This window comes from Candidatus Accumulibacter propinquus, from assembly GCF_056856495.1.
The window spans coordinates 1,624,194-1,640,176 of record NZ_JBSEHC010000003.1; the positions used below are offsets into that span (position 1 = coordinate 1,624,194).

Consider the following 15,983-nt stretch of genomic DNA (forward strand, 5'->3'; position numbering starts at 1 on the left):
CTCGTCACTTGGCCTGATCAGGGCGTGTCAGGGAAGCGCTGGACGTTCCGAACAATCCCGCAGCTTGCACAAGTCGCGTCAACTCGGCCACGGAGCGAACCTGGAGCTTGGACGTGATGGCGGTACGGTGAAGCTTCACCATCCGCTCGCTGATCTCCAGTTCGGCAGCAATCTGCTTATTGAGCCAGCCATCGACGACATGGCGCAGGACGCTGATTTCGCGCCCTTTGAGGGTCTCGATTCGGGCTCGCAATTCGCGCTGCCGAGCGCTTTCGGCGCGCTGCTGGGTATCGCGGGCGATTGCACGATCCACCGCCGCGAGCAGATCCTCCTTCGGTGCGCCCTTGGTGAGGAAGTCCTCGGCCCCCAGGCGCATCGCCCGCACCGTTGTCGGGATGTCACCTTGGCCGGAAAGGAAGATTACCGGCAGCCCATTGATATCGCGCGCCAAGGCTTGCTGCAAATCCAGACCGTCCATGCCCGGCATCCGCAGATCCGTGATGACGCAACCGGCTGTATCGCCAAGTTGGGCCAGAAACTCGGCGGCCGAGGCAAAGGAATGAACCGTGTAACCCGCCGCCTTCAGCAAGCGTGCGAGGGCGACGCGGAACGATGTATCGTCATCAACGACATGAACAACGACGGGCTGAGGGGTGCTCATGACACTGCCGCTTCAGCGGCCTGCGGCAGCGTAAACCTGAATGTCGCGCCTTCTCCGGCGTTGTTCTCGGCCCATATGCGGCCGCCGTGCGCCTCGATGATCGTTCGCGAAATCGAGAGGCCGATGCCCATCCCGTTCGGCTTGGTGGTAAAGAACGGATTGAAAAGCGTTTCCAGTACCACTGGTGCGATGCCGTGTCCGGAGTCGACGACAGCCACTTCTACTTTGTCCTTGCCCAGGCGCTGCACCCGGATCAGCACGCTCCTCCTTTCGGTGGGTGCGTTTTCGACGGCGTCCAACGCGTTAAGGATCAGGTTCAACAACACTTGTTGCAGGTGCACCGGATCGCTCATGACCAACGGCAGCTCGCGCGCGACTTCAAATTCAAGCCGCACCTTACGGATGGAAAAATCGATGCGTGTGAGGCCAACGACATTCTCCAGCAGTTCGCTCATTGACAGTGGGCGTGGTTCAATGCTTCGGCGTTTCAATAGCGAACGCAGCTGTTCGATCACGCTGCCAGCACGCCGGTCATCGTGGCGGATATCAGCCAGGATGGCTCGCAGTTCGTCCATATCTGGCGGGTCGTGCTCAAGGAATAGTTCGGCCGCCTCGGTGTTGCGCAGGATGGCGCCCAGCGGCTGGCTCAACTCATGCGCCAGTGCCGACGCAAGCTGCCCCATCATCGAGACTCGGCTGGCATGAGCCAGCTGACTCTGCAATTGCTGCAATTCCAGCTCCGCGCTGCGTCGTGCTGTAATGTCGAGAACCACACCGCGCAGGCGAATCGGTTGGCCTCGGGAGTCGCGTTCAAGCTGCCCGTTCGCCGCTATCCAGCGCGTCTGCCCGGCAACGGCCACGCGGTACTCAACTCCATAGTCGCAGCCGGAGGCCAGGGTCTTTTCGATGGCAAGATTTGCCGATTCGCGGTCGTCAGGATGAAGGGCTCTCATGAAGTGCGCCAAACTGAGGCGTTCAGAGTCAGAAAAGCCGAACAGCGCGCGTGCCCTTTCCGTGGCCCAAATCGTATTGTTGACGATGTCCCAGGACCACAGACCCAGATTGACTGCGGCACTGGCCAGATTTGTGCGGCGTTCGCTTTCCTGTAGCTGACCGGCGAGTCTTGACGAAGTGAAGACATCAGCATTCAACTCGTCGGCCATCGCCACCAGAATGAACAGATACGACCAACTGATCAGATAAGGCATCTGCAAGACCCCTGTCTCGACCAGGGCCGAATGCACACCGGCGACCAACAAGAACACCGTGATGGCGCCCCCGACGACCGCCGCCCGCCGTCGCCCACCAGCGTGCCACAATCTTGCCGAGGCCACGGCCACGAACAAGATCAGCGCCAGGACCGCCAGGTACGGGAACACATTCCACGGGTTTGATATACCATCGACGACGTTGAAGCGGGCACCACCGAAGGTTTCGACCGTTTTGAAGTCGAGGATTCTTTCGTAAGTCATGCTGGACCCGGGCAGATAGTCGAAGATCAATCCGGTGCTGTAAAGAATGGGGACGGCAGGTGCAAGCCACTTGTTCCCGTTGCCAAAGAAGACCCAGACGAATGCCGTCAGCGACACCAGCATCACGCCGACGGCAATGTCCAGCCAGCGCATCACCGGCCACCATTCTGACAAGGTATCCACCCGCATCAACGCCAATTCGAGGCCGGAAATGGCGGCGACCGTGAAAGCGCTCAGTGCGAATAGTAGACGGGTGGCTGATGTTGGCGGCACAAGGCCGATGCGCAGTTCGATCAGGCCCAGTGCGAGGCAGGCCCCGGCAACCATGGGCCAGATTATGAAGATCCAGTTCATGGGCATAGTATCGATGGCTTGTCTCGCCCAGTCTACCAAAAGGCATCTGACGCAAGTCCTGGGTGCAGAACCCAGTGGCTTTTAGTCAGCCATACGCACGACAATGGGTTTGCCGTCCGCGCTAGTCTCTGCGTAACCGATCAGGCTCAATCGACCAGACTTGAAGGAGAGTCATCCCTGACCTGACCCGGAATCCAGGAACTGGAGCGGTGGCTTCTGGATACCGGCTTGCACCGAATGAGCGGGTCACGACGTTCCACGATGACTACTTCATTCCTCGCCGCAGCCGGCACGAAGCAGTCAACTCCAGTGTGAGCGGTGCGACGATTCGAGAAACGGCGCCTCTGTCCCGTTGCTCACGAAGCCAACCGTCTAAGGCACATCACTGCCCGGATGTGTGTAATGAGACGGCACGGCGAATCGTGTCGAGGAAGCTGATTCCGGCGTCGGTCTTGCGAAAAAATCCGGCACACGGGCCAGCCATCGCGGCTTTGTGAGCCTTGGGATCGTCGTGAGCAGTGACAAAAAGAACCGGCGTCGAGCTACCTTGGGCCGCCAGCTGATTGCGCAGGTCGATCCCGGACATTCCGGGCAGCTGAACATCAAGCACGAGGCAATCAAAGTGCTGCTGCTTGACGTCGGCACGGAATTCTTCGGCCGATGCATAGGTAATCGCTAGCATGCCCGCCGCGCGCAGAAGTCGGGCCACCGAACGGCGAATGCTTTCGTCATCATCAACGACGCCCACAAGAGTCTTGCCCAAGATGTCGGAATTCATACGCTTGCACTCTACTGAACAACAGGCCTGAGCGCCACTTCCCTTTGGGGAAGGCGACCTGTGTTCGGCCCTGAAGCCTGACCATCGCCACCGTGGCGGCTTGGCGCGCATTGCCCGAAAGGGTAATGTTTGCAATATTTTTCTCATGTAGTATCTAGCGTCGTCGTGCTGTTTTCACTGGCGATGAGCAGCGCGCAGTTTCGGCGGCACGCAGTGCCCGCGGTATGTCATCTGCAATTTTTTACAGGAGAAGTGCAATGAAACAGCGAATGCTTTCACTGGCGATGGTCGCGGCTAGCACATTGTGTGTTTCTGCGCCGGTGCTGGCTGCTACAGAGAAGCCCAACATCATGTTCATCATGGGCGACGACATCGGTTGGATGCAGCCAAGCATCTACCACCGCGGCCTGATGGTTGGCGAAACACCGAACATCGATCGTATCGGCAATGAAGGCGCGATATTCATGGACTATCTCGCCGAGCAGAGTTGCACGGCCGGTCGCAACGCATTCTTTACCGGTATGCATCCGCTGCGCACCGGCATGATCCCGCCGCAGTTACCGGGCAGCCCGTCGTGGCTGCGCCCGGGCACGCCGGCAGTCGCCAAGTTCCTGCTCGACCTCGGCTACAACACCGGCGAGTTCGGCAAGAACCACCTCGGCGACCATTTCGAGGCGCTGCCGACCTCGCACGGCTTCCAGGAATTCTGGGGCTACCTCTATCACCTCGACGCCATGCAGGGCGTGAGTTTTGTCGACATCAACAAGAGCCCGCTGCTGCAGGGCATCGCCCCGCCGTGCAAGAACACACCGATCACCGGTTTGGCCGAGGTACCCGGCGCCATCGATCCGCGGGCCGGGACTTGTCTGACCCCGCCACGCCCGGTCATCTGGTGCAAGTCCAGCGACGGCACACAGAAGAACACGACCTGCAAGGACGAGGGGCCGCTGACGCTGGATCGTTCGCGGACCGTCGACGAGGAGATATCGGCCAAGGTCATCGACTTCCTCGAGCGCAATGACCCCAAGAAGACCAACAAACCCTTCTTCGTCTGGTACAACCCGGCGCGCATGCACATCACGACCATGCTGTCGCCGAAATACGAGGCCATGGTTGGTGAACCCGGCGGCAAGGACTGGGGTACCAACGAAGCCGGCATGAAGCAAATGGACGACAACATCGGCGAGGTCATGAAAAAGCTCGAAACGATGGGCCAACTCGACAACACCATCATCGTCTTCACCACCGACAACGGCGCCGAAACCATCACCTTTCCGGATGGCGGAGTGACGCCTTTCAAGGGCGGCAAGCTGACGACCTGGGAAGGGGGAATGCGCGCTCCGCTGGTCGTCCGCTGGCCGGGGCATATCAAGCCGAACACGGTCAAGAACCAGATGTTCTCGGCGCTCGACTGGTTGCCGACGCTGGTCAACATCGCTGGCGGGCCGAAGGGCAATGCGTTGAACGAGCAGATCATGGCCGGCAAGTACCCCGGAATCAAAAAGACCAAGCTCGACGGTGTTGACCAGACCGAATACCTCACGGGCAAGTCTGAGAAGTCGGCGCGCGAAGTCTTCTTCTACTACACGGGTTCGCAACCGTCGGCGGTACGCTACAAGAACTGGAAGATGTACTACACGATCGTTCCGGATACCGCGACCGGCGGACTGTTTGGAGCACAGAGCTTCCACTGGACCCAACTCACCAACGTCAAGCGTGATCCCTTCGAGACGACGGTCGGCAGCGATGCCAAGTCCCTGATGGGCTACGCCGGCGCGCTGGGCTCACCGGGCAATGCCTATGTTTACAACTGGAACATGTTGCCGATCGGGCAACTGCTGTGGGAAAAGGAACTGATGTCGTACAAGGAATTTCCGGCCATGCAGGCGCCTGAAACCTACAACCTCGACGGCATCCTCAAGGCCATGCAGCAGAACGGTCATAACGGGCACGATTGAGCCTGAAAGCTGACGACAAGCAAAGACAAAGCGGGCGCCCCGGCAGGGTCGCCCGCATCCGTTTTTCAACATTGTATTTTTGGGAGAGAAAAATGAAACCCATGATCTTTTTTCCAAACCTTGTTCGCACGCTGCTGTTGAGCACACTGCTCGCACTGGGCGCGCACGCCCAGGCGCAGAACGATCCATTACCTTCATGGAACGACGGCGCGGCCAAAAAGGCCATCGTCGAGTTCGTGGGGGTCACGACGACGCAAGGCAGCCCGAAATTCGTTCCCGCTGCCGAGCGCATTGCCACTTTCGATCAGGACGGTACGCTGTGGGTCGAGCATCCGATGTATGCGCAGGCGATGTACATCCTTGAGCGTGTGCCGGCGCTGGTCAAAGCCAGGCCCGAGTTGGCCAAGGTTGCCCCGTTTTCAACGGTTCTACAGGTGCTGCATGGCGATCATGCGGCGATGGCCAAGTTGACGCTGCCTGATATTGAAAAAGTCGCGGTCGCCACGATGACCGGAATGAGCGTCGAGGCCTTCAAGGTCGAAGTGGCCAAGTGGCTCGCCGAAGCGAAGGACATGCGCTGGAAGAAGCCCTACACCGATCTGACCTATCTGCCGATGCAGGAGGTTCTGAAATATCTGCGTGCCAATGGCTACAAGACCTATATCGTGACCGGCGGCGGCCAGGATTTCGTGCGTGTTTACTCCGAACAGATTTACGGCATTCCTCCCGAGCAGGTGGTCGGCAGTGCGCTTGGCACCACCTACGGCTACGCGAAGGATGGCAAGCCCCTGCTGAGCAAGGAGCCAAAGCTGATGCTCAACGACAATAATGCCGGCAAGCCTGAAGGCATCAATCTGATGATCGGTCGTCGCCCGCTCATGGCGGTCGGCAACTCGACCGGCGACCAGCAGATGCTCGAATACACCCAGGCCGGCGACGGCGCGCGTCTGGCGATGCTCGTGCTGCACGACGATGGCCAACGCGAATACGCCTACGGCCCGGCGCAGGGCCTGCCCGCGGCCAAGGTCGGCGCGTTCACGCAGGCGCTCCATGACCAGGCGAAAATGCAGGGCTGGACCGTGATCAGCATGAAGAACGACTGGAAGAAAATATTTTCGTTTGAATGATTGATGCAAGTCATTGATGGCCGCCGTAGGCGGGCACCGGAAACCGATCAACCCGTTGGATCTATTCGATGAAACTGAAACTGCTGTTTGCCGCACTGGTTGCCGGGGCGTCCCTCACACTGGTTCTGGCATCGCCCGCCTTCGCGCAGGCCAAAAAGCCCAATATCATGGTCATCTGGGGCGACGACATTGGCATCCACAACATCAGCGCCTACAACCTCGGCATGATGGGCTACAAGACCCCCAATATCGACCGCATCGCCAAAGAGGGCGCCATATTCACCGACGCCTACGCCCAGCAGAGCTGCACTGCCGGACGCGCCTCGTTCATCCTGGGCGAGCACCCGTTTCGCACCGGCTTGCTGACCATCGGCATGCCGGGGTCACCGCAGGGAATTCCCGACTGGGCGCCGACCATCCCGGATCTGCTCAAGAACCAGGGCTACGTCGCCGGCCAGTTCGGCAAGAATCACCTCGGTGACCGTGACTCGCACCTGCCGACGGTGCATGGCTTCGACGAGTTTCTCGGCAACCTCTACCACCTCAACGCCGAGGAAGAGCCAGAGGGTTACTACTACCCGAAGGATCCCGAGTTCAGAAGGAAGTATGGCCCGCGCGGTGTAATGCATACCTGGAGCGACGGCAAGGGCGGACAAAAGATCGAGGATACCGGCGCGCTGACCAGGAAGCGCATGGAAACCGTCGACGAAGAAATCTTTGCTGCCGAACAGAAATTCGTCGCCAATGCCGTGAAGGAGGGAAAGCCTTTCTTCGTCTGGTTCAACACCACGCGCATGCACGTGTGGACGCGGCTGAAGCAGTCCACAGAAGGGCGCACGGGCATTGGCCTGTACCCCGACGGAATGGTCGAACACGATGACATGGTCGGCGCGGTACTGCAGCAACTCGATGAACTGGGTGTTGCCGACAACACCATCATCGTTTACGGCACCGACAATGGCGCCGAGACTGGCACTTGGCCCGATGGCGGAACAACCCCATTCCACGGTGAGAAAGGCACGACATGGGAAGGCGGTTTCCGGGTGCCGATGCTTGTGCGCTGGCCAGGGGTGATCAAGCCGGGAACGATCGTCAACGAAATCTTCTCGCAGGAAGACTGGCTGCCAACTCTCCTGGCGGCGGCAGGCGAGCCGGCAATCGTCGACAAGGTGAAGAAGGGCTACGCCGCCAACGGCAAGACCTGGAAAGCCCACCTCGACGGCTACAACTTCCTGCCCTACTTCAAGGGCGAGGCAAAGAAGGGTCCGCGCGAGGAGATCTTCTACTTCGGCGCCGGCGGCGAATTGAACGCGGTGCGCTGGAACGACTGGAAGGTCCATTTCGCCGTGCAGAACGGCAACATTGCCACTGCCGTCCGGGAGGCACCCGGCTGGCCTGTAATCGTCAACCTGCGGGCTGATCCGTATGAAAAGGCGCCACACGAATCCGGCATGTATATTCGCTGGTATGCTGACAATATCTGGCTCTTCGTTCCGGTGCAGCAGAAGCTCGGTGAATTTCTCGGGACGCTTGCACAATTTCCGTTTCAGCAAGGCAACAGCCTGAACGCCAGCAATATCAACTACAACTCGCTGCAGGCCATGCAGGCCATGAAGAAGCTGAAGGAACTGGAGAATCTCGCGTCGCCGGTTAACTGAAGGGGCCGGCGCATGCCGCAACGGCTTGGTGCGACGAGACTTTCGGTTCGCCGCGACGCGGTGGGCAATGCCCATGCAAACAATGCGCCAACCATATAAGGTGATTGCTGCAAATACTCATACCGTTCATGCTGGTCGGATCAAGATGTCCCACCTGCGGAGGAGTGGGTTTCGTTCCAGCCTGGACTCGACCGCTGGCATGGCTTGGCTACGGTCACTCCTTTTTCATGGACCGTGCGGCTCCTCTCCCTGCTCAAGGGGGCGGTTGGGAGGGGATGGGGGCGAAGGGAAGGTTCTCTTCCGTGCCTCGTTACGCCTTCTCCTCACCGCTGCGCGTCCGGCAGGGTCTCGCCTAGCCGATGGTCAGCGTGCGCACGCTGCCGGTGATCGTGCCCTTGCCATGGCGCACACGCGTGCGCAGTTTCACCGTCTGGCCGGCGGCGAAGGGGCCGATGGTGTTGCCGCTGGGGTCGGCGGTGACGCTGTGGGTGAAGTCGGTGTCGCTGCCGGCGACCTGCCATTCGACGCTGTGCGTGGCGCCGTCGGTGAAGGCGCCGCGGCTGCAGCTCAAAAGCACCTGACGGTTGTCGAGGCCGCCCTGCACCAGGCTGCGGATGCCGAGGGTGGGCGGCAGGCTGGCGGTCTCGGTGGTGATCTGCGCCAGCCCGGCGGCGAGCGGCGCATGGCTGCGCGCTTCGGCCTTGAGGCGGCTGTAGAAGCGCTTGTTCAGGCGGTCGAGTTCGCTTGCCGCCGTCTGCAAGGCCGCACGGGCGGCGCGCACATCGGCGGCGCGATCCTCGAAGGCCTGCGCCAGGGCAGGCAGGGCGGCCATCGTCGCAGCCAGTTCGGCGATGCCCTTGCCGGCGCTGCTCACCGGTGCGCGCGCCGGCGTCAGACCGGCGAGGTAGTCGTTGATCTTGTTCAGGGCGCTGTGCAGCTTCTTGCCGCGTTCGAGCGCGGCTTCGCTGCTGCGCGGCGTGATTGAATAGACCGGCGCGAGCAGGTCGAGCAAGGCCGATTCGGCGGCTATGCCGTCGTCGAGCTCGTTCTCGGCAACCTTCGGCAGCAACAGCGTCAGCGCCTGCAGGGCCAGGAAGCCCCGATTCTCGGCATTGCCGGCGGTGTCGGCATCGGCCAGCGCCTCGTCGCGCGCCTGCGCCAGCGCGCCCAGCGCCCGCGACCGCTCGATGAGCGCCGCCGCGTCCACGCCGCCGACGTTCAAGTCCGGGAGGCACTGCTTGATCACCGCCACCGTCTGGGCCGTCCGATTCTGAATGGCGTTGGTGTAGTATATTGGCATCGCCCCCGGAGGGTCCGGGGTGGGCTGTCGGAGGAGATCGATCATGGCGATGCGCGTGAAGCCGGACACTGGCGAGGTGGGGCTGAAGCAACGGTACCGGGTGACGAACTGGTCGGAATACGATCGGGCCTTGGTCAACCGGGGGAACCTGACGATATGGTTTGACGAGGCGAGTATTCGGGACCAGTGGACTCCTGCACCACCGGTGGGCCGTGGCAAGCCCGGGCTGTACTCGGACACCGCCATCCAGACGTGCCTGACGATCAAGGGGCTGTTCCAGTTGCCGTACCGCGCCACGGAGGGACTGATCAAGTCGCTCATGCGCCTGTGCCAACTGGACTTGCCGGTGCCGGATCACACCCATATGTCGCGACGGGCTGCGCAGCTTTCGGTGAAGATTCCTCGTCGGCCGCGCAAGGGTCCAACGCATGTGGTGGTCGATTCGACGGGACTGAAGATCTTCGGCGAAGGCGAATGGAAGGTGCGTCAGCACGGGGTGGGTAAGCGTCGCACGTGGCGGAAGATCCATCTGGCGGTTGACGAGACCAGTAAGGACATCATCGGCATCGAAGTGACGACCACCGCCTGGGGCGACAGCGAAATCTTGCCCGGCCTGCTCGATCAGGTCGAAGGCGAGATCGCCCAAGTCTCGGCCGATGGCGCCTACGACAGCCACGGCTGCCATGCGGCGATCGCCGAGCGGGACGCGCGTGCCACCATCCCGCCCCGCGATGGAGCGGTTGCGTGGGGAGACGACCACCCCCGCGACGTCATCCTCCAGGAAATCGAAGCCAAGGGACTCGCCGGCTGGAAGAACGACAGCGGTTACCACCGGCGCAGCATCGCCGAGAACATGATGTTCCGGCTGAAGCAACTGGGCGACAGCCTGTACTCCCGAACCTTCGAGCGGCAAGTGACAGAAGCTCACGTTCGCGCCGCCATCCTCAACACGTTCACCTACCTGGGCATGCCGCGTTCTGACCGGGTAGGGAAAATTGCGTCCTGCTGCATGAAGCAGCGCGGGAAAAAGGGGGAGTCATGCCGAAATTTCGCGACCAAGCCAAATGGTATATTAGTAATTGCTAATAGTGCAGCAACGCCATTCTGAATCGCCTGATACGCTTCCATCGTTTGCTCCTTTCCAGAGTTGGGTTTCAAGGATTCCCCGGATCGTTCCGGAGAACACCCATGGTAGCGCGCCATTCGCCTTTTGGCAGCGGGATTTGCCGGCCGCCGTGCGCGCCGGGGCTACCGACGCGTCTGCGGGCGTTACGCACGGCCGGCGAAGCGTTCGCGACCGTCGCGGCGGTGTTTGCCCTGACCGTTTCGGTGTTTATCGAGGGGCTCCGGGGGCTGACCGACCGGGTGTCTCTGGGGGCTGACCAGGCGCCTCCGGGCGTTGACCGGGGGTGGGCAGGCCTTGCGCACTCCCAAGCAGGCGTTTCCAGGTCGCCGGCAGCGACTTCCTGCACACCGGCAGCGATTTCCAGAACGCTGGCAGCGATTTCAACATCGACCGCCGCCATTTCCAGACCGCGAGCCGGTATTTCAGGCACGCGCGGAGGCCCATGCCGACCGCAAGCGGAGATTTCCAGCCGGCGAGCGGGCAATTTCAAGCACGAGGTAGCGCAGATCCATCGCCAGGCGAAAGAGGAAACGCAATTTCTCCAGGCGTGGCTTGCAGGCCAGGAGATGCGGCGTCGGGTTCCTGGAACAGGTGGCTTCGATCCCGGAGGCGTCACGGTAGAGGGCCAGGGTTCCGTGGGTGCGGCGCCCGATGACGAGTTCGCGCTTGTGCCGGCTGCAGTGGGTCGGCCGATCAGCGGGCTGCTCTCCAACACCTCCCGTGCAGCGATGGCTTCGACGATGAAGGCATGCCCTGTCGTGCCGGTGCGTGCGCGGCTGTTCACCCCTGCGCGGCGATCGGCATCTGGCGGCCGTTGCCGAAGGCGCGACCGCGCAGACGAATGATCGGCGGTGCCTGACGGCGCTTGAACTCGCTCCGGGCCACCATGCCGGTGACCCGGCGCAGCAGTTCCTGTTGGCCGGCGGCTTCGAGACCGGCGACGAAGGCCTGCGCGCGGCTGAATTCTTCCGGACGCAAGCGGCGTCCCTCGATGTGCAGCTTGAGGATCTCGTCGAGCACCGGATAGGGCGGCAGGGTGTCGCCGTCGCGTTGCCCCGGCGCGAGTTCGGCTGAGGGCTCCTTGTCGAGAATCGCCCGCGGAATGCGCTCGGCGGCGTGCCGCTGGTTGTAGTGCCGGGCCAGGGCGAAGACCTCGGTCTTGTACAGATCGCCGATCAGGTTCAGGCCACCGTTCATGTCGCCGTAGAGGGTGGTGTAGCCGACGCTGATTTCGCTTTTGTTGCCGGTCGACAGCACGAGATGGCCAAAGTGGTTGGAGAACTCCATCAGGATCGCGCCGCGGATGCGCGCCTGGACGTTTTCCTGCGTCAGCGCGGAAGGTTCGACGCCTAGCGCGGCGCTGAAGCCGCTGCGGTAGGCGTCGAACAGCGTGCCGATGTCGTGGCGGAAAAGTTGCACTCCGAGATTGGCGCACAGGGTCGCCGAATCGTCGACGCTACCGGTACTTGAATACCGGGAGGGCATGGTCAGCGCGCGCACGCGTTCGGCGCCGAGGGCGTCGGTGGCGAGAGCCAGGGTCAGTGCCGAGTCGATGCCGCCGGACGCACCGATGACGACCCCGTGAAAGCCGGTCTTGTCGACGTAGTCGCGGAGCCCGAGAACGATCTGCCGATAGTAGAAGTCCATATCGCTCTGTTCGGTGGACACGCGGGTGGTGCAGCGCTTTCCTTCGGCCAGGAAGACGCCGGCGCGCGCTTCGCCCCGGCCGCCGGTGAAGCCGACGGTTTCGACGGCTTCGGCGAACAACGGCAGCCGGTGTACGACTCCCAGCCGCGGGTCGACGAGCAGGGAGCCGCCGTCGAAGACGATCTCGTCGTTGCAGCCGACCTGGTTCACGTAGACCATCGGGACGCCATGCCTGGTGGCGGCGGCGCTGAGAATGCGCTGGCGCTCGGCGGTCTTGCCGACGTTCGACGGGCTGGCGTTGATGCTGACGACGAGATCGACGCCGGCGGCGGCGATGTCGCGCAGGGGGTTGGCCGGGTAGTCGCGGTTCTCGTCGTTCCAGGCATCCTCGCAGATCAGAAAGCCGACGCGGTAACCGGCCAGTTCGAGTACTGCGGCGTGCGCTTCGCCGGGCTCGAAGTGACGCCGCTCGTCGAAGATGTTGTAGGTGGGCAGCAGTTGTTTGTGATAGCGCAGCCTGACCCGCCCGTCCTGCACCAGCAGCAGACTGTTGTGCAGCGGCTTGCCGACGCCGGCATTGACGCTGACCGCGCCGATGACCAGCGCCGCGCGTGTGCTCTTCGACAGCGCGCACACGGCGGCCAGTGCCGCGTCCTGACGGGCGAGGAATTCCGGTTCCTCGACCCGATCCTGCGGGGAGTAGCCGCTCAGGCAAAGCTCGGAAAAGACGATCAGGTCGGCTGCCGCAGCGCTCTGCACGGCGTCGGTGATTCGGCCGAGATTGCGCGCGAAGTCGCAGATCCGGTAGTTGAGTTGGGCGAGGGTGATGCGCAGCGGTTTTTTGGCCATGCGACTCTCCTTCAGGCTTGCGGTGCGGACGGCAAGCCGAAGACCTGCCGCAGGTACGCGAGAAACGTCGCGTCGTCGCAAAGCGTCTTGCCCGGTGCGTCCGAGATCTTGGCCACCGGGTTGCCGTTGCAGATCACGAGCTTCATGACGATGTTCAGGGCCTCGACGCCGAGGTCGTTGGTCAGGTGCGTGCCGATCCCGAAGCCGGTGCGCGTGCGCCCGGCAAACCGGCGGTAGAGCGCGAAACTGCGGGGAAAGTCGAGCGCGTCCGAGAAGGTCAGCATCCTGGTCCGCGGATCGATGCGCAGCGACTCGTAATGCGCCAACGCTTTCTCGCCCCACACAATGGGGTCGCCGGAGTCGTGGCGCAGGCCGTCGAAGAGCTTGGCGAAGTACAGGTCGAAGTCGGCCAGAAAGGCATCCATGTTCACTACGTCGGTGAGCGCGATGCCGAGGTCGCCGCGGTATTCCATCACCCAGTTTTCCAGGGCCAGGCGCTGGAAGTCGCGCAAGCGGCAACCGAAGGCCTGATGGGCCTGCAGGTATTCGTGCGCCATCGTGCCGATCGGGACCAGCGCGTGCCGCCGCGCCATATCGACGTTGCTCGTCCCCTTGAAAAACTCGGGCACCGCTTCGGCGAGCGTGCTCACCACTTCCTCGTGCCATTCCCGACTCGCCCGCCGGCGCGTACCGAAATCGAAGAACACGTAGGGGTGGCTCAGCGCCGGCTCCTTGCCGAAGTCCTTGAGCTGCGTGATCTTGTCGCGCAGACGACGGCGCCCTTCGCCAAGACAGCGTTCGCGGTCGTGGCGCGAGAAATTGACTTCCGAGACGATGGCGAGCACGAAGATCTCGAACAGCATGACGTGCACCAGGGGGCCGCGGGCGACGATCACCAGTTCCCCGGCGGCGTCCGGCGATGGCGCGACGCGGATGAAGCGCGGGCGGAACTGGAAAAGTTCGAGGTAGTCGACGAAATCCCCCTTGATGAAGCGCAGGGTACGCAGGTAGGCGAGTTCCTCGGGAAGAAAACGCAGCGTGCACAGATGCGCGATCTGCGCCTCGATCTCGCTCTGCAGCGCGGACAGCGCCTGCTGGCCGCGGTTGCGGCACTTGAAGTGGTACTCGCCGGTGGCCCCCGGAAAGCGATGCAGGAAGACCTGCAGCATGGTGAACTTGTAGAGGTCGGTGTCGAGCAGACTGGTGATGATCGGCGGCAGAGGCATGAGGTTCTCCTGAAGAGGATGAGCATCCAAGGTTAGTGGGTCGATGAACGGAACGCCACACCGAGGCGCAAACGGAAGACTTCACGGTCGGCGAGGTAGTAGACGCCATCGGCCAGCGCGAACAGCCGCAGGTCGCGCGTGGCCGCGCGGTCGGCAATGCGCTGCTCGCTGTCGCCGGCGGTGTTCCAGACGGTCACTTCGCCATCGTCGAACAAGGCGACGGCGACGCCGCGCGCGGTGACCGCGACGTTCAGTTCGCTTTCGTAGACCACCGTCGCATCGATGAGCTCGTAGCCGGCCTTGCCGAGACGCAGGCGCAGACGATACAGCAGGCCATCGTCGCGACGCAGGCCGTGCATCACGACGGCGTGGCGATCGCGCGCGTAAGCATTGATCAGGCGGTAGTCGCGCAACACCTCGGCGCGATCGATGAGCAGCGCCGACGGGCCTTCGGGAAGCAGGATGAACGGCGTCCCGAGGCAATCCCAAACGGCGAGACCGTCGAAAAAGCGGGTCGCCCGTGCGTGCACCGGCCAGGACTGGCCGATGGCCAACAGCAGGCGCTCGCCAAGGTGCTCGATCCGGATTTCGGCCAGACCGCTGGCGCCGGCGTCGCTGACGGCGAAGACGCGCCGGCCGAGGCGCAGCAGCCGGTCGGCGCGCAACGGCAGCGCGGCGATCTGCGGTCTTGCCGGCGGTCGGTCGCCCGGGCCGGGGATGAACTGTGCGCTGATCGTGCCGGCGGCGATCTCGAGCAGAATCGACCCGCGCTGGTGAGCGAGCAGGCAGCAACGCCCGCCGATGATGCCCTGCAGGGTGGCGGGCGCGAGACCGTCGAGCGCATGTCGATGCCGCAGGTCGTAAGCCTGCAGACGCCCCTCCGACTCGATGACCGCCAGGCCGTCGGCGTCGATCCAGCGCACCGTGCCCGGCAGGGTGAGTACGTGCTCGTGCTGCAGCCGGCCCATCGCGCCGAGCGTTGCCCGGTATTTTCGGGGCGCCGAAGCGGCGATGCGCGGCTGCAGGGCGCTCGGCGGCGAGCCGCGCAGACCGCGCTGGAAGGTGTCCGCGTACCAGTCGCGCAGGGCCGCGGGAATGGCGGCAAAGTGGCGTACCGCGGCATTGAGGCGGGTGCGGGGGTCGAAGACCGAAACGTTGGCGCGCATCCGGGCCTCCAGATCGCCGCGCCGGAAGTCGGGGTGGCTGCCCTTGTAGGGGTGAATCCCCATAAACACCTGGAAGGTGACGATTCCCCAGGCGAACCAGTCGGCGGCGGGTGAGGGTTGCGCGCCGTGGTAGTCGCGGATCGTGGCCATCATCGCCGTGGCCGGAAAGCGCCCGATCTGCCAGCTATCAACGTCGATCACCCGCGGCTCGACGCCATTGGCCAGCCAGTTGGTCTCGTTGCCGTCGACCATCAGCGCCGGCAGGGCGTGCGCCGCGGTTACCGCCGCACGCATGTTCTCGACGAGTTGGGCGGCCTGATCGTCGCCGAAGCCGTTGGCGTTGCGCCAGGCGTTGGTGCACAGCTCGATCAGCGGCACACCCGGCGCCGCCGGCATGTAGTGGCCGACCAGCGCCTGCTGCTGATCGCGCAGAACGTCGATCGGCGCGACGATGCTGGGGTGGCGCAGTTGCGCCAGCAGGCCGATCTTTTCTTCCATGCCGCGCACTCGTGCTGCCACGGGATCGAGGTAGAGCTTATAAACCATCCCCGCGCGCTGAAAGACCGCGCCTTCGCCGCCCGTCGCCAGGTGATCCTGGGCACGCAGCATCACTTCACCTTTGCCGGGCATGACCACCCGGATGCCTTTGCCGATGTCCATT

General features: G+C 62.8%; 10 protein-coding genes and 1 pseudogene. 4 read left to right on the forward strand and 7 right to left on the reverse strand.

The genetic code is table 11. The annotated features are described in order from the left end of the window. Nucleotides 1-4 precede the first annotated feature (4 nt). The 3 genes from AC15MQ_RS13320 to AC15MQ_RS13330 all read right to left on the reverse strand — a co-directional run bounded on the left by AC15MQ_RS13320 (nt 5) and on the right by AC15MQ_RS13330 (nt 3,265). Entirely contained in the window at nt 5-661 is a 657-nt protein-coding gene (locus AC15MQ_RS13320; protein WP_483080353.1) for a response regulator transcription factor, read from the reverse strand. Next, nucleotides 658-2,487: a sensor histidine kinase gene (locus AC15MQ_RS13325; protein WP_483080354.1), complete on the reverse strand. Its 1,830-nt coding sequence runs from the start codon at nt 2,485-2,487 to the stop codon at nt 658-660. Before AC15MQ_RS13325 ends, AC15MQ_RS13320 begins: the two co-directional genes overlap by 4 nt. A 382-nt stretch (nt 2,488-2,869) precedes the next feature. Beyond that, on the reverse strand, nt 2,870-3,265 hold the full coding sequence (locus tag AC15MQ_RS13330; protein ID WP_483080355.1) for a response regulator transcription factor: 396 nt from the start codon (nt 3,263-3,265) through the stop codon (nt 2,870-2,872). A gap of 257 nt (nt 3,266-3,522) precedes the next feature. Here AC15MQ_RS13330 and AC15MQ_RS13335 point away from each other — a divergent pair, with 257 nt between their 5' ends. From AC15MQ_RS13335 to AC15MQ_RS13345, 3 genes are all read left to right on the forward strand, one after another. Next, complete coding sequence (locus AC15MQ_RS13335) at nt 3,523-5,223, forward strand: arylsulfatase (protein ID WP_483080356.1); 1,701 nt, start codon at nt 3,523-3,525, stop codon at nt 5,221-5,223. 92 nt (nt 5,224-5,315) lie between these two features. Then, nucleotides 5,316-6,350 carry an HAD family hydrolase gene (locus AC15MQ_RS13340; protein WP_483080357.1) on the forward strand — a complete coding sequence of 345 codons (1,035 nt, stop codon included), beginning with the start codon at nt 5,316-5,318 and terminating at the stop codon, nt 6,348-6,350. Nucleotides 6,351-6,418: 68 nt separating this feature from the next. Beyond that, entirely contained in the window at nt 6,419-8,008 is a 1,590-nt protein-coding gene (locus tag AC15MQ_RS13345; RefSeq protein ID WP_483080358.1) for an arylsulfatase, read from the forward strand. Between the two features lie 352 nt (nt 8,009-8,360). Here the strand turns inward: AC15MQ_RS13345 and AC15MQ_RS13350 are convergent, their stop codons facing one another. Further along, on the reverse strand, nt 8,361-9,308 hold the full coding sequence (locus tag AC15MQ_RS13350) for a hypothetical protein (RefSeq protein WP_483080359.1): 948 nt from the start codon (nt 9,306-9,308) through the stop codon (nt 8,361-8,363). Between the two features lie 43 nt (nt 9,309-9,351). Between AC15MQ_RS13350 and AC15MQ_RS13355 the strand changes: the two are divergent. Then, a pseudogene (locus AC15MQ_RS13355) lies at nt 9,352-10,308 on the forward strand (IS5 family transposase); the annotation flags it as partial. A gap of 906 nt (nt 10,309-11,214) precedes the next feature. Here the strand turns inward: AC15MQ_RS13355 and AC15MQ_RS13360 are convergent. From AC15MQ_RS13360 to AC15MQ_RS13370, 3 genes are read right to left on the reverse strand one after another with little or no spacing between them, the layout of a single operon-like run. After that, nucleotides 11,215-12,930 (reverse strand): NAD+ synthase, encoded by a 1,716-nt coding sequence (locus AC15MQ_RS13360; RefSeq protein ID WP_483080360.1) that lies wholly within the window; start codon nt 12,928-12,930, stop codon nt 11,215-11,217. Nucleotides 12,931-12,941: 11 nt separating this feature from the next. Further along, complete coding sequence (gene pncB / locus AC15MQ_RS13365) at nt 12,942-14,150, reverse strand: nicotinate phosphoribosyltransferase (protein ID WP_483080649.1); 1,209 nt, start codon at nt 14,148-14,150, stop codon at nt 12,942-12,944. A gap of 38 nt (nt 14,151-14,188) precedes the next feature. Beyond that, complete coding sequence (locus AC15MQ_RS13370) at nt 14,189-15,982, reverse strand: hypothetical protein (protein WP_483080361.1); 1,794 nt, start codon at nt 15,980-15,982, stop codon at nt 14,189-14,191. Nucleotide 15,983: the final 1 nt, after the last annotated feature.